Origin of the sequence: Singulisphaera photorubra (assembly GCF_045290345.1) — a bacterium.
Taxonomy (GTDB): domain Bacteria; phylum Planctomycetota; class Planctomycetia; order Isosphaerales; family Isosphaeraceae; genus Singulisphaera.
Genome location: NZ_CP155448.1, coordinates 1 through 19,053, shown reverse-complemented (window position 1 = coordinate 19,053; position 19,053 = coordinate 1). Strand labels below are relative to the sequence as shown.

13 protein-coding genes are annotated in these 19,053 nt (G+C 62.7%); 2 read left to right on the top strand and 11 right to left on the bottom strand.

Annotation, left to right across the window (positions count from 1 at the left end):
• Positions 1-2 precede the first annotated feature (2 nt).
• From V5E97_RS40305 to V5E97_RS40255, 11 genes are all read right to left on the bottom strand, one after another.
• Positions 3-1,535, bottom strand: coding sequence for a lipopolysaccharide biosynthesis protein (locus tag V5E97_RS40305; protein WP_406701335.1), 1,533 nt, complete (start codon positions 1,533-1,535; stop codon positions 3-5).
• An 87-nt stretch (positions 1,536-1,622) separates the two neighbouring features.
• Positions 1,623-3,077, bottom strand: coding sequence for a hypothetical protein (locus V5E97_RS40300; RefSeq protein WP_406701334.1), 1,455 nt, complete (start codon positions 3,075-3,077; stop codon positions 1,623-1,625).
• Positions 3,078-3,080: 3 nt separating this feature from the next.
• Positions 3,081-4,235, bottom strand: a complete 1,155-nt coding sequence (locus V5E97_RS40295; RefSeq protein ID WP_406701333.1) for a glycosyltransferase family 4 protein — start codon at positions 4,233-4,235, stop codon at positions 3,081-3,083.
• A gap of 20 nt (positions 4,236-4,255) precedes the next feature.
• Positions 4,256-5,416 (bottom strand): glycosyltransferase family 4 protein, encoded by a 1,161-nt coding sequence (locus V5E97_RS40290; protein WP_406701332.1) that lies wholly within the window; start codon positions 5,414-5,416, stop codon positions 4,256-4,258.
• Complete coding sequence (locus V5E97_RS40285; protein WP_406701331.1) at positions 5,413-6,582, bottom strand: glycosyltransferase; 1,170 nt, start codon at positions 6,580-6,582, stop codon at positions 5,413-5,415. The genes V5E97_RS40290 and V5E97_RS40285 overlap by 4 nt, the downstream gene beginning before the upstream one ends.
• A complete protein-coding gene (locus V5E97_RS40280) occupies positions 6,579-7,772 on the bottom strand; it encodes a glycosyltransferase (protein ID WP_406701330.1) in 1,194 nt (397 codons plus the stop codon). The genes V5E97_RS40285 and V5E97_RS40280 overlap by 4 nt, the downstream gene beginning before the upstream one ends.
• On the bottom strand, positions 7,769-9,061 hold the full coding sequence (locus tag V5E97_RS40275) for a glycosyltransferase family 4 protein (RefSeq protein WP_406701329.1): 1,293 nt from the start codon (positions 9,059-9,061) through the stop codon (positions 7,769-7,771). Before V5E97_RS40275 ends, V5E97_RS40280 begins: the two co-directional genes overlap by 4 nt.
• Before the next feature lie 83 nt (positions 9,062-9,144).
• Positions 9,145-10,074 (bottom strand): exosortase/archaeosortase family protein, encoded by a 930-nt coding sequence (locus V5E97_RS40270; protein WP_406701328.1) that lies wholly within the window; start codon positions 10,072-10,074, stop codon positions 9,145-9,147.
• An 81-nt stretch (positions 10,075-10,155) separates the two neighbouring features.
• The gene (locus V5E97_RS40265; protein WP_406701326.1) at positions 10,156-12,459 is read right to left on the bottom strand and encodes an exopolysaccharide transport family protein; all 2,304 of its coding nucleotides are present in this window, start codon (positions 12,457-12,459) and stop codon (positions 10,156-10,158) included.
• Positions 12,456-13,226 carry an exosortase-associated EpsI family protein gene (locus tag V5E97_RS40260; RefSeq protein WP_406701325.1) on the bottom strand — a complete coding sequence of 257 codons (771 nt, stop codon included), beginning with the start codon at positions 13,224-13,226 and terminating at the stop codon, positions 12,456-12,458. Before V5E97_RS40260 ends, V5E97_RS40265 begins: the two co-directional genes overlap by 4 nt.
• A gap of 29 nt (positions 13,227-13,255) precedes the next feature.
• Entirely contained in the window at positions 13,256-13,486 is a 231-nt protein-coding gene (locus tag V5E97_RS40255) for a hypothetical protein (protein WP_406701324.1), read from the bottom strand.
• Between the two features lie 241 nt (positions 13,487-13,727).
• Between V5E97_RS40255 and V5E97_RS40250 the strand changes: the two genes are divergently transcribed.
• Both V5E97_RS40250 and V5E97_RS40245 read left to right on the top strand, forming a co-directional pair.
• Positions 13,728-17,930, top strand: a complete 4,203-nt coding sequence (locus V5E97_RS40250; protein ID WP_406701323.1) for a tetratricopeptide repeat protein — start codon at positions 13,728-13,730, stop codon at positions 17,928-17,930.
• A 58-nt stretch (positions 17,931-17,988) separates the two neighbouring features.
• The coding region (locus V5E97_RS40245; RefSeq protein WP_406701322.1) for an FHA domain-containing protein at positions 17,989-19,053 on the top strand (1,065 nt) is incomplete at its 3' end.

Genomic DNA, 19,053 nt, shown 5'->3' with positions numbered 1-19,053 from the left:
GCTCAACCTCTGGCAAAGACGGTCTGGAGACGAAGCCGCCAGAGTGTTCGATCGTTCTTGTTCAGAAGAATCGCCAATCCGCAGAGGATCGAGAATCCGAGTGCGGCCAGGCTCATTTCGATCGCCAGGCCCAACCGGCCCACCGGTTGATGCCTTTGGGTGATCCACCACAGCCCGCCCGTGTAAACGATACCCCCGAGCAGCGGGCCACCGACTGCCCTGGCCAGCGCAACCGGCGAAGTCCCGAAAACGCGATAGAGAAGGACGGGGAGCATCCAGAGACTCACCGCCACGAATGCGAACGTCGTTCCGAGCAAGGGGCCGATCAAACCGAGCCAACGAGTCATCGCGATGCTGGCCACGACATTGACCAGGGCGGCAAGCACCGAGACCGCTACCACCCGCCGCACCTGGCCCGTGGCGCTGAAACACCAGCCCCAGAGCGAGAACTGTGGCAGCAAGAACGCGTTGATCGCCGCCAGGATCACAATTGAATCGCCACCATAGGAAAAACTCGAGCCCATCCAGAGGCTGACGAATTGGCGATTGTAGGCCACGATCGGCCCCAGGCCGGCGACGCTCAGCAGAGCCATCAGCCGCGAGATCTCGATCAGCCGTTGATTGAACGTGTCGCGCTCTCCCCGATTATGCAATTCGGCCAACGGAGCCCAGGTCGCGCTGCCTACCCCAAGAAGCAAGGATTGCGCCAGGAGGGGGAGACGTTGCGTGAAGAATAGGATTGTCACCGTCCCCGCGCCGAGCATCGACCCGACAACCAGGTTGTCGGTCATCAGGCTGACCCGATTGCTGAGATTGATCAAGAAGGTCGCGGCACTCAGGCTCCAGAGCAGGCGTCTCGTGTCCGGTTCGGACCGGGTCATCCATGAACCGAGCAACTCGCGGCGCTCTTTGACGACGAGGGCGGTCAAGCTCAAGGTGAAGACCCAGGTGCCGATCACGAACGCCAACGATTGCCCGGTGATCCCCCACCCTGCCCTGGCGAGCGGAAGCGAGATCGCTGTGATCAACAAGGACTGGGCGATCAGCAACAAGTTGACTTGATAGCCGCGCTGTCGGGCTTCGATGATCGCCCGGAACGGGACCAGGCTGAGCGTCAAGAGACCGAGGAGGCCGATCCACCAGGCTCGTCGCAGGTCGACGAGATCGACCGCGGACAGGCCAGCGACGAATCGGGGGAGGATCGGAGTCAGACAGAATCCGGCGAGCAGTGTTACCAGCGAGACCCCGAGATAGGCTTGCGCCGCCGCCGCCATCGACTGTTTGAGCGCTCGCTCGTCCCTGGTCGCGAAGGCCCTCGCCAGGAGCGGAGCCAACGCTCCCCCCAGGCCAAGCTCCAGAAGAGCGAGGTAGCCCTGGCAATCGAGAACGACCCGGAACGCGCCGAACCGGTCCTGGTTGAGCCAGTGCTCCAGCCAAGGGGATGTGAACAGGCCGACCGTAATCGTCACCGCGGTAAACGCGATCATGGTGCCGAAGTTCAGGATCGCGTAGCGTGTTCGCAAAGGAATGTTCACTTCCAACGAAGTTCGTTTCGGCACCAAGGTGGTGACCGTTCATCGCCAGGGAGGAAAACTCTGGCGAACATTCGACATATCTGTGGATTACAGCCCCGGTGGGGCGACCGTCATCTTCGTTTTTGGGGAATCCCTGGGAGACTTCGATTTCGCGCTCACAGTTCGCGTTCGCGCATCGGCCGCGTGCAAGGTCGCGGCGAGCAGCCAGAACTGGATTCCGATCGGAGAGAGGAAGGCGACAAAGCTGAAACAGGTGGCCAGAATACTGAGGTTGAACGCGACGATCACCGCTCCCCAGTAGGCGACCTCTCGGTCCTTGCACCTGAGTGCAATCCGGATCGAGTCCAGCATGGCCACCACAAGCGCCCCCACATAGCCGATCAGGAGCGGGAAACCCCCATCGTAGATCCAGGCGGGCCACATGACTTCGACCCAGACCGGAGTGGGCCGTTGCGGGTCGCCGAAGCTCGCATGGATCATCCCCCACCAGCCCATCCCATAACCCAACGGATAATCCCAGAGAACTTCCTCGAACGCATGCTGGACGAACCCGCCACGACTCTCTCCATAGAGTTTCGCCGGATTGCTGGTGAACAGGGTCATGAGCCGCTCATTCACCGCATCGCCCGAGGCCCGCATCACCCAGAGCGAGGCGCCGACCACGACGATCGCGCCCAGAACGGTGAGCAGAGTCAGCTTTCGATAGTCCTGTCGCAGCGCCAGCAGCGCGGTGAGCGCCGCCAACGTGATCCCAAGCATCACAATAGTCAGCCGGACTTGCGTGTAGTAGATCGCCGCCATCCCGACGAATGCGAGGCCGACGCTGGCCAGACGCTTCCAGGTCGCGATCGGGAGCAAAGCCCAGCACAAGCCAAGCAGTGCGGCCGCTAGCCCCGCCGGTGCCACGGCTCCCGGCGTATCGGTCAAGCCGCAAGGCCGCATGATCTTCTGGCCGCCGGCCTCGTAGATGAGGTCCTCCCCTTGAAACGCGTTGTTCATGGCCGGAATGACGGGAGGGTTGAAGGTCTCGGGGCGGAAGACCTGGGCAACACCAACCAGCGAGCTCAACGCATTGCAGAGAAAGAGCAACGCCATGACCCGGCCGATTTGCTGCTTCGCGTTCAAGGCCAAGGGGGCCCAGAACGCCGGGGAAATCACGGCAATATAAAGGGCCGCTTGCGCCGAAGCCGCCACCATTGAGTAGGAGTTAGGATGGAAGACCGAGAACCCGAGCCAGACGGTGCAGAACATTAGCCAAGGGCGAGCGGGAAAGGTGTCGGAGCCGGGAAGCCGTCGCCCCCGCCAGGCGAGCAACACCCAGGCGGCCGTGGCGATTGCATAAGCCGCGACTCGGATTGGGGTCCGCGCGGGCGACGAGCCAGGTATGAAAAGCAAGGCGGGTAAGAACGTCTGAGAAAGTACGAATACCTCGAGCCATCCCCACGCCGGTCCCTTGGCGCGACTTCCCCCAGACCGCCTGGCCGATCGAGCGCGGGGCGAGGCGGGAGCAGGAACAGGGATCGCTTGGCCGTCGCCTGCCATGCGTTAGCCCGCCTCCTCGACGATCGCCAGGAATCGCTCCGCCATCTGATCCCAGGTGGAGCTCCGGAGCTGCTCCGAGAAGGACGCAAGCGGCCTGGCAAATTGGTCGGAGTTCGCAAACCAGTGACGCAGCCGGTCCGCCAGATCCACGGCGTTGTCCGGATCAGGAATCAGGAGATCTTGCAGTTCGGCCGGGAACCGCTCGGCAATGCCTGCCGTCCTGGTGATGAAGGCGGGCCTGCCGCAGCACAGGGCCTCCTGAGTCACGAGTGAATAGCCTTCGTATCGCGAGGGAAGGACATGCGCATCGCAAGCTCGGAAGATGTCGGGAACGTCGCGACGGAAACCAAGAAAACGGATCCGCGAGGCGATTCCCGCGGTTTCGGCCCGCTCCTTCCACGCGTCAAGCTCAGCCCCTGTTCCAGCGACCACGAGATCGGCCTGCCAGCGACTGTCACGGCAAAGGATCTCCCAGGCATGGAACAGGGTATCGAACCCCTTCCGACGATCGCCTAAAGCTCCGACGAACGCGAGCAAAGGCCGGTCCAGGGGCCAGCCGAACTTGGTCCGGAGTGCTTCCCGCTCACCTTCAGCGGCAGGTCGGAAAACCTCGGGGTCCGTTCCGTAGTAGACGACGCGCACGCGGTCAGGGTTGATTCCGAGCCAATTCACCAGGTCCTGCTTGTTCCGCTCACAGGTCGTCACCACAATCCGCGCCATCTTCAGCGCGGCCCGGTCCGCGCGGGAGAAGAGCCAGTAACTCAGCCGGCGATGAAACCGGCGTCCCAGACTCCCCGACGCGTTGGGCAGGTCGAGCACGTTCAGGTGATGGAGCCAGTTCACGTCGCCCCAACGGCAGTTCCCACCGTTGACCACCACCCGCCCCCCTGCCTCGCCGATCCGCTTGGCCAAGGCACGCCCGGCACGACCCATGACCGGGTGTCCGAGCAAATACGAGCCGAGTGGCTTGCGCACGCGATGCAGCTTGAGGTTAGGCTGCCGAACCAACTCATCACCGGCACGGTACGCGACGAGGTGAACGTCGTGCCCTTTGTCAGCAAGGTGCGCGGCCAGGGCGTAGTTGGCCCGATCCATCCCGCCTGTTTTGACGAAATCGCCACTGACGAGCAAAAATGATTTTGGATTGACTCGGACCATGTCGCAACTCATCTGTTGATTCAATCTGCCGGTGTGCCGCGCAATACTTCTACGGTTCGATCGACTGCAAATTCTCGCCTGTACAGGGCTCGACCCGCCGCGCCAAGCTCGGCACGCCGAACCGGGCAGGCCAACACCGATTCCGCTGTCCTGGCCACCGCCACGGGATCGGCCCCGGACGCCAGTGCCACGCCGCCATTCGATTGCCCCCAGACCGGTTCGCTGAGGACACCCAGGTTGGATACCGTGGCCACGCCGTGCGCCAAGCCTGCCATCAGGCTCGTCCGACGACTGGAAAGGCCGTCGGGGTAGGGCTGAACGAGCAGGTCGCAGGCCTGGAGATAAATCGAGACCTCCGCCCGCGACAATGTGCCCGCGGCGATCAGTCGACCGGCAAGCTCAGGACGAGCCGCGACCAGACTCGCGACGAAACGATCACTACCACGGCCAAAGAGCAGCCCGACCCGATCCTCGCGGCGATCAAGAAGTCGGGGCAGGATTTCGAGAAGCATCGATCCGATCAAGCCACCAAACGTTCCAAAACTGCCGAGGATTGTTTGCCCCCCCGACGCGAATCGACGTCGAATTTCGGTGACGGCCGAACTGTCGTCGATCGGGGCGATGGTGCTGGGGACGGGAAGCCAGGTGATCGGCTTCCTCGCCCCGCTTTCGGAGGCGCGAAGCAACGGTTCCCAGGCCGGGATCGAGACATAGGCCGACGAACAGGCATCCATCAAAGTCCGCGTCATGAGACGATGGACCAGGGCCAACAGCCAACGCGTCGGCTTGTCTCGAAACTGAAAAGGGTACCAGACCTCGTGGAACATGACACGGACGTCGTCCCCTTTGGCGCGGCGGCGGCGGAGCCAGCGGCAAAACTCGATGTTCATGCCCTTGTAGCCCCAGACGTTCGGCGCGTACTGCACCAACAGCCGGCGCGGCGACGCAAAGGCATCGAGTTCTTCGTCGAGGCGCGCAAGCGCCAGCCGGGACCATCCTTCCAACGGACGGTGAACGGTCACTCCCGCAACGGCGGCGACCTCCTGATCTTTCAATGTCCAGACATGAACATCTGAACCGACTTCAGCCAGTTCCGCGGCCAGGAGCGCGGTGTAGTCTCCCACACCGCCTGGTTTTGGCGGATACTCTCCCGTGATCAGATGCCAGCGATCGGTCGTCATCGGGGCACCGCCTCGGCGGGAATCGACCTGACGAACGGGCGAGCCTCTTTGTCTCGAGAAACGTCGCGGAGTAAGGTTTCGAGCCGGGCCAGGGCGGCACCGGGATCGCAGAGATCGCGAGCGCGAGCCGGGCCGGCCGAGCCAAGGCGACGGCGAGTCTCCGGTTCTTCGATCAAAGTCGTGAGACTTGCGGTCAGCGTGGCGGAATCGTTGGGTGGAACGAGGATTCCACACGAAGCATCGACGATCTCCTCCGCCGCGCCGATCTTCGTGCTCACCACGGGGAGTGCGGCATCCATCGCCTCGACGAAAGCGAGTCCGAATGACTCAGGGCGGAGGTTGGGCTGACAGAAAATGTCGGCCGCCGCCAAAAGGGTCGGAACGTCGGACCGATGGCCCAGGAAGCGGACTCGCTCGGCAATACCGGCGGCCTGGGCCTGCTTCTGGAGCTCGTCAAGGTAGTGATGCTCGTGGGCCTGCTGGGCCCCGCCTGCGATCCAGGCCTCCCAGCCCGGCCGCTCTTGCAAGCGGCCGAGAGCCTCGATCAAAGTCCTGTGCCCTTTCAAGGGATCGAACCGGCTCGCCAGAACGATGACCACCGCTTCGCGGGACGTCGCCAGCTCGGCGCGAATCGATTCGCGGGCCTTCACTCGGTCGACCGCCGGAAGCGCGACCGGAGGATAAATCACCTCACGCGGCACACCTGGGAAAATGTGTTTGATCGTCTCCGCGGCGCAACGACTCCCGGCCAGGGCCAGGTCGGGAGGAGTCGCGGCGGCAAGGCGCTCGACCCAGTGCGTCCCTCCGGCCAGGTCATGGAGCCAGAATACGAGTGGAGTCCCGCGCCGGCGGACCACGGGGCCACAGATCCAGTGCGGCCAGCCGCCATGACAGACCACCACGTCGAATGGTCGCTTAGCCAGAAGTTGACTGAGATTGCGGCGGGCTTGCCAGATCGTCCAGGGCCGACGCAAACGCACCGGGGCAAGCTGATGGACGTTGGCCCCGACCTCGCGGAGCTCGGCGCTCGAACGTCCCTCGAAGCAGAGCGCGTATTCCGGGCAAGCGCCGGGCGTTGCCTGGCGCGCTAGCGTCGCCAGAAGCGTCTCGACACCACCGTAGAGGTTGCCGGACGAACAGTGCAACACGCGAACCGGTGCGTTCATGATGTTGCGCTGGGGGTCAGAGCCGGACGCCTGGCGAATTGCGTCACAGGTGCTCCAGACAGCACATGACGATAGATAGCCAAGCTCCGCTCGGCCATAATCCGATGATCAAATTCGCGAACAGCCCGACGTTTGGCGGCCGCGGCAAAACGGTCACGTAAGCCGGGCTCGGTCAGCAGCCGGTTCGCGGCCGCGGCCAGCGCCACCGGATCGTCGACGGGCACGGTCAACCCGGTTTCCTCATGAAGGCTGACCCAGGCGACGCCACTATGAGGAATCTGAGTATTGATGACCGGACAACCGCTGGCCATGGCCTCGACCTGAACCAGGCCGAATGCCTCACTCCGCGCGTTCGAAGGAAACCAGAAAGCATCGGCCGCGTGATAGTAAGGCACGAGGTCCAAAGTATGCGTTAGTGATCCCGTGAATATCACGCGATCATCCACACCCAGCCGTTGAGCTTCCGCCCGAAGTGCCTGTTGATCGGGGCCATCACCGAGCAAAAGTAGTCGACCTCGGACGCGAGTCAGCGCCCGGATCGCATTCACAAAGCCTTTGTAGTAAACGTGTCGTCCCGCACAGAGCCAGAGCGGTCCGTCGCTTGCATACTGAGCTCGGATTTGCGCGGCGCGCTCGCGATCTTCGGACGACGGATCGAGGTAGGGTTGCAGCTCGACTCCGTGAGGCAATACGTACAGGCGATCGGTATAAGGACGCAGGAAGCTCGAGCCCTGTGGGTACAGCGGACTCGAGGTCATGATGGCACGAACCTGACGGTAGGCGAGCCGCTCGATCGGCCGGAAGATCGACCCCAGAAATTTCTGCCGGATCAAGTCGCTGTGATAGGTCACAACCACCGGCTTACCGGGCCTCGCGTGCAGGAGGCCAAGAACCATCGCCGGATTAGGGACATGCAGATGGATAATATCAGCATCGATCCGGGCCAGCCGAGCCCCCAGCTCGGGGCACACGTCGCACTTCGCCAGCGAGACCAGTCGACGAACCCGCGTCACCTCGATCGGACCGTCAGTCTCAACGGTCGTCGGCCCCGCCTGATGGTTGGCGCAAAAGACCTGGACCGACAAGCCGAGCTCGGCCTGCGCATGAGCCAGAGTCCTGACGTGCGACTCGATGCCTCCGGGAGCCGGATGGTAATACTTCCCGAGATGGCAGACGCGAGTTCCGGTCATGCTTCGGATCTTTCGTTTCCTCGTGCCTGATTCGCTTGCCCGAGGGCGTTCGCGGCTTCGGCTCGTTGGTCCATTCCGATCGATTCGTAGAGACGACTCCACTGCTCGGCAAGGCGATGACGATCGAATCGCTGGCGTGCTGACTCCAGGCCGGCAAGGCCAAGGCGACGACGCAGATCAGGGTCGACTACCAGGCGCCTGATCGCCTGCCCCAGGCTCTCGGCGTCGCGAGGAGGACAGCCCAACGCGGTCACTTCATTCACGAAGAGCTCGGCGGCCCCACCGTCCTGAATGGCGACCACCGCACGGCCACAAGCCATTCCTTCTACGATCACACGGCCAAACGGTTCGGGGCGGGTGCTCGCATGGACCACGACGTCAAGCGCCCCGATCGCCCGAGCAGGGTCGGCCTGATGCCCGACAAATCCAATTCGCCCACCAAGCCCGAGCACGTTCACACGCTCCTCAAGTTCGTCCCGCTCGACCTGCGACCCTCGCGATCGATAAATCGGCCCCCCGATAATGTAGAACCGACAGGGCAACTTGTCCGAGATTCTGGCGATTGCGTCGAGAAAAAGGTGGTGCCCCTTCCAGACGGCAAACGTGGCGACCAGGCCGACACGGATCGTGCCTGGCGCTGCGGGAGGCATCCCGGCCGCGGCATCCAACCAGGCTCCGTCTTCCCCTTTGAACGCGAACCGCTCCAGGTCGACAGCGTTGTAAATCGTCTGGACCGAGGCCCGATCACCAAGCGTGCGCAATGCATCGGCAGCGACGGACTGGGAGACCGCCACGGCGTTGACCCGGCGCCCTGCCGAGTTTCTCAGCAGCCGGGCCATCACAGGTCGTGACCCGAGATAATCATGCAGGTGCCAGACCACCGGGACGGCACGCGGCGCGGCCCACGCCCCGAGAACATGTGCTTTCATCCCGTTGGTCTGAATCAAGTCCGGCGTCTCGGCGCGAATCAGGCGTCGCAAGCGCGAGAGATAAGCCGCGGTTGCCAATGCGGCGACCGATCCTCGAGCCGCCAACACGCCCCCCCTGCTCCACCTCGACCCCGTCTCACGACTCCCCGAGTCACCCATCCTCGCCAGGCCGCGTGGCAATAGCAGCAAGGCGCAGGAGAACCCCAAAGCCTCGACGGCCTCGCGCAACGGTCCGTCGTCTCCAAGGACCACGCTAAGCTGCCAGTTTGGCCGAGCCGAACCGACCGTCGCCAGGACGTCGAGCAGACACATCTCGGCGCCGCCGATTGTCCCGACTGGGTTCAAAAAGAGGATTTTCAAGTGAAGTCATCGACTCCTTTGCAATAGTTACGATCGATCCGGACGCCATCAGCGACGGTGACGGCGACGATCGCAACAGCCGATCAGTTCGGCTCAGGATGGGGCCGTCCCGAACTCCGAGGGCGGGCCCCTGGTGAGGCCTGGTCTTCGACCTCGACCATCAGCCACGAGAGGACCCAGAGCTCCGCGAAGGCGAGAACCAGGGCAATCACGGGCATCGCCAGGCCGGCCGCGTCGTGACTGATTTTCTCGCCGGTTTCATGGCCGAAATGGTGGTAGCACCAGGCGGTCACCACGATCCGGATGATATTGGTCACCAGCGCAATCGGGATGGCACTCACCAAGAGCACGACCCGCTCCCAGAGCGGCCGCGGGATCAGGATCACCATCGCCGTGATCAAGGTCACGAAGCTCAAGAGCATGGAAAGGCCGTTACAGGCCTGCGCCACTTCGAGCGGCTCCGCACCGACGGTGATCACATTTCCGTCGGCGAGCACAGGCAGCCCCATCACCTGGAGCACCGCCACACTGCCGATGGTCGCCAGCCTCTGAAGCGGATTGGCCAGGATCGTGTTGATGCTCGGAGGGAGCGGAAGCATGAAGAAAAGAAAAACAACCGCTGGCAAGAACACGCGGACGAGTTGCCAGCCTCCCAGAGCCAGCAGCAAGGCCGCGACAACCAACGGAATCGTGGCGGTCTCGAGGTACTGCTCGTTCCACTCATAAAGCAGGACTCGCGCTCCCAGAAGCGCCAGGAGTGGCAGGAACCCCCACCACTTCGGCTTCAGTCGCGCTCGATCGAGTTGGTCGCGACGCCCCCAAGCGATCGCCAGCGCGATCGGAATGACGAGGAATCCGAACGAGTAGTTCGGGTCACGACTCCAGCGGCTCGCCAGACTGGCAAGGCTCGGAGCGTAAGACCAACCCAGCGCGATCGCCACGAAGACCGCGGACAAGATGTCCACAACCCCCGGCCGCCAGGACTCCGACGCCTTGCTCGGCACAGTCGCCACGATCACTTTCTCCTTGATAGCACGTTCACACGGACTTTATGCCCGTCGATTCCAACGTCCAACCTGTCCGCCCTAGTGACGTTAACCCTCGACGCCCGGCATCTGGGATATCGCGTTCCCGCCGTAGGCATAGGAGCCGCCGTAAGTCGATTCGGTTGCGCGGACCCCATTGACGACCGCCCCGATTACGGGCACCCGGACGTGAGCCAGTCGGCGCTGGGCACGCTCGACGAGCGAGCACCGGCTCGTGTCATAGCGAACGGCCAGTACGGCACCGTCGGTCCAACGACCAATGGTCAACGCATCGGGAACCGGAAGGACCGGCGGCGCATCGACAATAATCATGTCAAAGCTTTCACGGGCCTGAGCCAACAGTTTGCCGAGCGCTTCGCCCTGCAATAGCCGGTTGGGATCCGTCCGGGGAGTTCCAGCCGGCAGGAAATGAAACCCGCCGGCATCGTGGATGACCATCATCGCGGCTTCCGCCGCCGTCTCGTCGCGTAGGACGTTGCTCAGGCCGTCGCTTTCCGCAGCGTCGAGCATTCGGCTCAAGCTTGGATTGCGCAAGTCAGCGTCGATCAGTAGCGTCATCAGTCCCGCGGTCGCGCAGCGCTCGGCAAGTTGCACGGCCAGGGTTGTCTTACCTTCGCTACCACAGGCACTGGTGATCAGCACACAATGCCGGTCCCTTCCCCAGCGATCGGGTCGGGCACAGAGGAGGACGCGCAGGTGATCGAGGCTCTGCACGAACTCATCGAGCTGACGCTGCATTCGAAACTCGTCGCGCCGCACCAGGAAGCCACCCGACGCTTGGGTCGAAGGCAGAGGGGGCACCACGCCAAGGATCTGAACCCGAACTCGGCTCGAGAATTCATCAGGGTCGGCCACCCGCCCCGCCCGAAGCTCGATCACCACGAAGAATCCCATGACCAAAAAGAGCATCCCGGCCGGCGCCAGGGCCATGAGTTTGGTGCGATGATTGACGTTGGGCCGATTCGACGGCCGCGCCGGAAACTCTTTACGAACCCGAGCGATTGGGCTCCTCGCCTCGTGCTCGAGCTGGTTGAGATTATCCTCGACCTTGTGGAGCATGTCGGCGGAGCGGTCGGTGTCGTGGCGGACGAACTCGAGTTGTAGCCCCTCGCCCCCCGCATCCCGGCTCTTGATCTTCATCTGGTTGAGTTTTTCGTGGTAGTGAGCCTCTTGCGACTTCAACGACGCCAGCAACAACTCCGCCTCGCCGATCGCCCGGTCACTATTCTCCCCACCATGTTCAGCCGTGATGTCCCGTTCGAGCCTGGGGCGAAGCCGCGTCCACCAGGCGGAGAGTTCCCCCTTCAATGCCCGGCGTTGCGCCTCCATGGCCACCAGCGACGGGTCGCGTGAATTTCGAGAGATTCGCTTGATCCGGTCGGTTTTGCCCTGGAGGAGAGTCAGCTCCTTCTGAAGCTGAATAATTCGCGGGTCGGCATAGAATGCGTCGCGGACGGTCTGCTCGTGCAGCGCCTGATCCTGACCGGTGACCGGAACCTGCTTCTCGCTCCGAAGCTGATCGAGCTTGGCCTGCGTCGCATACCGCTCGATCTCGACCTGGGACAACCGGTCACTCAAAAGCCGATAGTCATCGCCCGTGATCAAGTTCCGATCCTTGACACCGGCCGTATCCGCGGCGCCGATGCGGTCGCTGAGCCGACGCCACTCCGCCCGTTTCGACTCCAATTCTCTGATGCGTGTGTCTCGATCCGCCTTCAACTGCACGATTCGCCGTTCGATATCTTCGTTACTGGTACTCGAAGCGTTTTTGAGATAGGCATCGAGCACGGCGTTGATGATCTGGGCCGCCTCGGTGGGCGACTGGGAGGACATCGACAGATCGATCAGGTTGGTCTTCGGATAGATCATGACCCTCAGCGATCGTCGGATCTCCGCCTCGGCGTCCTCGGTGCGTTGCAGCTTAGGGAGCTGAAATAGTTCGGGATGCTCGGTCAGCGCCAGGCTAAGGACGACGGGGCTCGTGACCGAAGCCACCTGGGTTTCCTTGAACTCGGCGAATTCGAGCGGCGTCGTGTTCTTGCTGGTGTAGAGCGACTGTTCACCGGGCTCGACCCGGACCCGCGCGACGGCGTCGTAGGTCGGCTTGATGACCGTATACGCCAGCGTCACGAGCGCGGCCGAGCCCATCCCCCAGATCACGAGGACCTGCCACCAGTAGCGGCGGAAGGCGCGCCAGACGAGTCCGACGGAAACCCGGTTGCCCGTGCCCGAACTGGCGGAGACGTCCGCGGACTCGTCGTCGAAATCCGAGGCGGAATTTGCGTAGACGGAGGTCTCTGGAACCGGCCTGAGATTCAACGAACCGTCGAAGGGTTCAGGAAGATTGTTCATCGGGCAGTTCCCTTCCGGGACGGTTCCGCGGCCGGCATCGTGGCGGCGAGACGTCGTTCCACTTCCGGCAACAAGACTTCAAGAAAGGCTTCGCAAGGGTTGCCGATATCCCGCCGCTCGTGCTCCGTCACCAACCGCGCCAGGTGGATCTTGAGCATCCCGGGAATCCGCTCGAACCGCTTGTAGGTGCCAATCACATCAGGCGACCAGTGGCGGGCGAAGCGCCACGAGTAGTAAACCTCATGAAGTTCGCTCTGCCCCCCTTCTCCCTTGGAGTAGACCAAGGCCCGAAACGGAACCGGCAGCGAACCCACGTCGATCGTTCGCGCATCAGGGCCGGCAACTTTTTCATAGCCCGCGGCCTGATAACAAACCTCGGGGGTGTGACCGTAGACCTCGGTTGACGGCCCGTAGAGGATGATGGCTTCCAGGGTCGCCCCGGTCCTCTGATCGACGTATCTTCGAGTAATCAGATCGGTCGCCCCCGTGCGCCGGGCGATTTTGGGGTCAATCTTGGTCTCTTCACCCCGCCAATCCCCCAGGACCAAAGGCAAATCGTCCAGCGGAAATGGCGCAATGCGCCCGTCGCGAAGCACGGCCTCGACCTGGCGGACCTGCCACCAGCGAACTCCTCCCGAGATCGTCAGAACGATGCACGCCAAGGCCACGCGACCCCAGCGTGCGAGCCCCGACTTCGAGCCGGCTTCTGCCGCCGGAGACACCGGGCTGGCCTGATTCGGTTCGACCGACACATTGATGGTGCTCATGCCTCTCCTGCCCTAGGAAGACCGCCACCTCAGCCAGCCGACAACCCCATCGCACGACGCTGGAGACCTGGCGTCGAATACTCACACGTTAATAATGCGGGCTTGTGGTAGTGGCGGAGTGCTCTACGTATCGCGTCGGTCGAATCACCAAGGGCGAAGAACGAGGCAGAAATGGCCACTTCACGCGTGCCCAGAAGCGGACGCAGCCGGGCGGCGAGTCGAAGGAACGCGGAGAGCGTGCTCATCATCGAGATGCCCATGTTAATATCATGGAACCGGGATCCAAGCATTGCAAGGCGGAATTGGCCTAACCGGCCATAGACCCGGAAACGCGGCAGAGTGGCGAGTTTTATAATGAACCCGTGTTGTTTTTGGACAACATGGGACCGTCGACCGGATCGGATTTCCAGTCCTGAGAATCACTTCCGCCTATAGTAGCCAAGACCGGTTTACCTCTCTCGAACCGTCATCGACAGAGAGACCGGACCGAGGATTTGCACCATGAGCAAGGCGAGTCGTCCCGTTTCCAAACGTCGTTTCAATCTCCGCGCTGCGATCATAATGGGGGTGGGGCTACTCGTCTTGGTCGCCGGTTTCTTCGCTATTAAAGCGTACCGCGGGAAACAGAGCCGGGCCCTATTCCTTCAGGAAGCCAAAAAAAACCTGGACTCAAACCGTCCCGATCTTGCTCTTCAATATTTAAATCAGTATTTAACGATGAACGCGGCCGACGTTGCGGCGCTCGACCTGAAGGCGAAGATCCTCGCCGACACCGCCAGAACCGCCGAGCAGGCGCTCGAGGCGATGCCGATTCATAACCAGGTACTCGGCCTCGACCCCGAGAATCCCAAGCGGCAGGAGACACGGCGCCGGCTCGTCGAACTGAACCTGAAGATTGGCGGACGGACCAAGGCGGCCGAGACCCTGGCCCGTGAGTTGATCCGACGAGGGGCCAACGACGCCTCGGCCCATCGTCTATTAGCCCAGGCGTTGGAGGGCGAAGGGGCGGAAGGTAATGTGAAGGCGCTCGAAGAGGCAAGCCGGGAATACGAGGCCGCCGAGCGGATCGAACCCGGTGATGTCGACGGCGCCGAGCGACTGGCACGGCTCTATCGCGACAAGCTCAACAATTCCACGAAAGCCCTCGAGGTTCTCGATCACCTCGTCGAATTGCACCGGAAGCAACCCGCAAAGCTCGCGATGGCCCACCTGGCCCGATCGCGTTATTTTGCCGGCTCAGATCAAGCCGATCGGGCGGACGCCGAGATCGCCGAAGCGTTGAAGGCCGATCCGGCAAGCGTCGACGTCCAGCTCGCGGCGGCAGACGCCGCCAACCGACGCGGCGACACCGCGACCGCCAAGACGCACCTCGGCAACATTCCTTCCACCGCACGCGGCGACCTCCGGATCAAGCTCGTCGAAGGACTGATCGAGCTCAGCGAGCAACGTCCCGATGAAGCGATCCGAAGCTGGCGCGACGGCCTGGTTCAGACCGGTGGCAACAACGCCGAGCTGACCTGGCGACTGGCTCAGGTACTGCTCGACATCGGTCGCGCCGAGGAAGCCGACCCGCTGATCGCGCAGTATCGCCGGCTGATCGGCGGCGACGAGCCAAACGTGTTCTATCGCTATCTGAACGGCTTTGCGCTCTTCAAGAAGGGGCGGTCGAATGAGGCGATCACCGAATTGGAAGCCATCCGTTACAAGGCTCCCAAAAGCCTCGAAGCGCACCTGAACTACGTGCTTGGCCAGTGCTACGAACAGGCCAACGACACGCTCAAGGCGATGGACGCCTATCGTGAAGCCACGAAGGCGAACCCACAGTGGAGCACCCCTTGGATCGCAATCGCCAACCTGGAGGCAGCCGAGCGGCTCGGCGACGCTAACCGGACCCTTGAGCAAGGGCTGGCCGTCAACCCGAACGATCCTCGACTCCTGGTGAATTCAGCCCTGCTTCTCTGGCGTCGACAGCTTGAATTGCCTGCCGAGAAGCGGACCTGGACCGAGTTTGAGCAGATCTTGGACCGGGTCGAGAAAGTGGCCCCCAACTCGGTGGAAGGAGCCCTGGTCCGCGCAGACTACCTAGCGACCCTCGGCAAGTCTGACGACGCGCTCGCCCGACTTGTGGCGGTAACCAAGGCCAACCCGAAATCGGCTCCCTTGTGGATGGCTCAAGCCAATCTTCTGAATCGTCTCGGACGTTCCACCGAGGCGATCGAGACACTCAACCAGGCGATCGCCGCAGATCCTCAGGCCAACTTCTTCGTGCTTCGCGCCTCGTACCTGCTCGCCCTGGGACACCTCAAAGAGGCCCGCTCCACCCTGCTCGACGGCTTGAACCGTGTGCCTTCCGACCAACGGTCTCAGATCTGGAAAACGCTCGGGGAGCTCGCGGTGAAGCAGGACGATCGAGTCGCGGCTCGCCACGCGTTCGGGCAATGGGCCAAGCTTCAACCCAATAGTCCTGAGCCTCGCGCGGCGCTCCTGGAACTGGCGATGAATGCGGGCGACGACGCCGCGATCCGAGCCGAGGTGGATGCGCTGAAGGGAATCGGCGGACCCAAGGCCCCATATTGGCGGCTGGCCAGAATCGACGAACTCTTGCGAGACCACTCCAGCGAATCAACAGGCGCGTCAAAAGAGGCTCGGTTCAACGAGGCCGCCACATTGATCCGCGAGATTCAAGCCAGCCAGCCCTTCTCGGCTTCGGGATACCTGGTTGAAGGCCGATTGATGGAGAAACAGGGCCAGACGGACAAGGCGATCGCCGCTTATGAGAAGGCCATGGAACAACGAGGAGGGAAGGTCGCTTTGGGACCACTCATGTCCCTCCTCGTTCGTGAGCGCCGCGACGCCGACCTGGATCGGATTCGCAAGAAGTTGCCGGTGGTTCCCCCCGACCTCGATCGGCTCGCAACGGTGGAGGCACTCAAATCGGGCGACAATGATCGCGCGGAGCAACTGGCTGCACAGATGGTCGAGGGAAATCCCCAAGGTCTCGACGCCCGGATCTGGCAGGCCCGCGTGCTCAACGAACTCGGCAAGCCGAAGGAAGCCGAGGCCACGCTCCGGCTCCTGATCGAAACCCACCCAGGCGACGCAACACCATGGCTCCAACTCCTGATGCTTCAGGTGAGCCAGCGCAACCTTAAAGAGGCCGCCGTCACCGTCGAGCAAATCCGCGAACGGGTCAAAACGGCTCGGCCCGAGCTCCTCTGGGCTCAGTGCTATCGCGTGGTGGATAATAATGACCGTGCAAATGCTTGTTATCAAGACGCACTCAAACGCTGGCCCGACGACGTTGCAGTGCATTCGGCCGCGATCGGCTTCTTCGAACAGACCAATCGCAAGGCCGAAGCCGAGGCCTCGCTTCGCCATGTCTTGAAGCTCGACCCCGCGCTGGGCTGGGCGTCGCGAAAGCTGGCCTTGATCCTGGCAAGCCGCGAGGGGGACGTCACCGCTTGGGACGAAGCGCTCAAGCTCGTGGGCCCGACCGACAAGGCGGACGACGCACCCGATGACCGATTTGCGAGGGCAAGCGTGTTGGCAAAGGGCCCCGGCACCAAACCCAAACAACAGGCGATCGTGATCCTGGAGAAGCTTGCGGCCGAGCTGCCCAATGCCACCGCGGTGCATGAACTGCTGGCCCGCCTCCAACGCAGCGCGGGCCAGACCGAACAGGCCAGAGTGCACGCCATGCGGGCTGCCGGGGAAAATGCCAACCCCGAGGCCATCCTGCTTTATGCCAGTATCCTGCTGAACGAGAAAGCGTTCGATGAAGCTGATCGGCAGCTCGACCGCCTCGTCAAGCTCGACCCGAACAGCCTGGCCGTGGCCGAGCTCCGCGCCCGGATCCAACTCGCCAAGGGACAGGGAGAGGACGCGGAAGCCGGTCTCGAGCGTGCCTTCGCAGCGCGAGTCGATACGCCCGAAGCGCTGGCCGTTGGCGAGAAAATGATCGGGCTCCTCCTGCAACTTCAACGGCCCGATGCCGCCACGCGGGTCGCTCAACGGGTCGGTCAGCTTGGCCCCCGAGGCGCCTGCGCTGAGGGCATGTTCCTCGCCGGGCGCGGGCGGCTCGATGAGGCGGTTGCTCGGCTCGAGGAAGCCGCCAAAGCGGGTGACACCCAGAACGCGGGCACCTCGGCTTTGGTGCTTGCGTCCGTCCCGGGCGCCGACGCCCGCTGGCTTCCCCTGGCCGATCGATTCGTCTCGCAGGATCTCAAGCAGCGTCCCAACTCGATCGAGACGCTCCAGAAGATGGCCCGAGTCCGCTACCTTCAAGGTCGGTTTGATGAACAGATCAAACTCTACCAGGCCATTCTCAAGCTCGAGCCGGGCGACTATACCTTCCTCAATGACATGGCATGGACTCTCTCCGAAGACTTGAACCAGCCGAAGGAAGGACTGGAATACGTCGACGAGTTGCTGAAACGGGCCGGCTTTCAGGCCAACGTCCTCGACACCCGCGGCGTCATCTTGACCCGACTCGATCGGCTCGACGAAGCGATCAAGGATCTGGAGACCGCAGCCGAGTCCCAGCCCTCCGGGGTCGTTTATTTCCACCTGGCCCGCGCCTACCAAAAAAAGGGGCGGACCGCCGATTTCGAGAAGGCCCGCGATCAAGCGAAACAGGCCCGGCTCAGCCCCGAGCAACTTCAGCCCTCGGAACGATCGGACTGGAAACGTATCATGGAGGACTAACGCAATAAGTCGCCAAGCACCGCGGACCATGAATCAAAGCAGCAAAGGATGATCCTCGATGCGGAACCAGGCTCTCGAATCCAGTCGTCAATTCTGGATTCACGGCGAGATGACGTTCCGTGTCGAGGGGACCGGATCCACGGAGGACCGGATCATCCAGGTCGATCGCCCGTTCGCCCTTGTGGGACAAACCCCTGATTCGGCGATTCGGCTCGACGGTCCTGGGATCAGCAAGCGTCATGTTTATCTCCACCTCGATCCCCGTGGCGTCTTTGCGGTCGACCTCCTTTCCAGGACCGGAACGCGGCTCAACGGCGACGACCTGATCGTGGGTTGGCTGAGGCCGGGCGATTGGCTCGAGATCGATGACTGGCGGATCACACTGCTGCACATCCAGATCGATGGCAGGGTCGTCGACCCACCCCCTTGCGATGACGACCCACTTGCCGAGACCGGCGGTGCGGACTCACTCGTCAGGGTGACGCTCGAACCGAAGCAAGGCCAGAGCGGACCTTGGACGCTCGGCTCTGAGCTTATCTTCCTGGGCTGGTCGAACGCCTGTGGGATCCAGGTCAAGGACAGCCTGGTCGAGAAGGTTCACGGTGCCCTGCTCCGCACCGGTTCGGCCGCCTACCTGGTGGACCTCTGCGGTCACAATACGCGGGTCGACAATCAGCCGGTCCGGGGCGCTTCGATCATCAACGATGGTGCGACAATCACGATCGGCGCGACCTCCTTCACGGTGCGCTCCGTGGCTGCTTCCAGAGCCAGGACTCCGGTTTGTCTCGAGCCAAAGCCACTCGTCGCCCACGTCCTCGAGCCCGAGATCGAAGACGCGGACGCCCCCAGGGCTCTCGATCTCGTACCGACCGAGTCTCAACACGCGCTCTTTGCCTGGATGGTCGACACGTTTCAGCAGACCCAGGGGACCGTCCTGAAGCAGCAGAGCGATATGCAGGCGACCCTGGTGGGCCTCCTCCGCCAGGTCCATGATGATAACGCGACGTTACTGAACGCGCACCTGGAGCGGATTGAGCGGATCGATCGCGAACTGGCCTCCCTCCGCACTGAGCTTTCAGAACGATCCAGTCTTCCCCCCTCGCCTCCTCCCCTGCCGCTTCCC

Excerpts from the sequence above, each read along its gene's own strand:
- V5E97_RS40300 (WP_406701334.1), bottom strand. The coding sequence starts at position 3,077 with ATGGCAGGCGACGGCCAAGCGATCCCTGTTCCTGCTCCCGCCTCGCCC.
- V5E97_RS40295 (WP_406701333.1), bottom strand. The coding sequence starts at position 4,235 with ATGGTCCGAGTCAATCCAAAATCATTTTTGCTCGTCAGTGGCGATTTC.
- V5E97_RS40290 (WP_406701332.1), bottom strand. The coding sequence starts at position 5,416 with ATGACGACCGATCGCTGGCATCTGATCACGGGAGAGTATCCGCCAAAA.
- V5E97_RS40285 (WP_406701331.1), bottom strand. The coding sequence starts at position 6,582 with ATGAACGCACCGGTTCGCGTGTTGCACTGTTCGTCCGGCAACCTCTAC.
- V5E97_RS40280 (WP_406701330.1), bottom strand. The coding sequence starts at position 7,772 with ATGACCGGAACTCGCGTCTGCCATCTCGGGAAGTATTACCATCCGGCT.
- V5E97_RS40265 (WP_406701326.1), bottom strand. The coding sequence starts at position 12,459 with ATGAACAATCTTCCTGAACCCTTCGACGGTTCGTTGAATCTCAGGCCG.
- V5E97_RS40260 (WP_406701325.1), bottom strand. The coding sequence starts at position 13,226 with ATGAGCACCATCAATGTGTCGGTCGAACCGAATCAGGCCAGCCCGGTG.
- V5E97_RS40255 (WP_406701324.1), bottom strand. The coding sequence starts at position 13,486 with ATGGGCATCTCGATGATGAGCACGCTCTCCGCGTTCCTTCGACTCGCC.
- V5E97_RS40250 (WP_406701323.1), top strand. The coding sequence starts at position 13,728 with ATGAGCAAGGCGAGTCGTCCCGTTTCCAAACGTCGTTTCAATCTCCGC.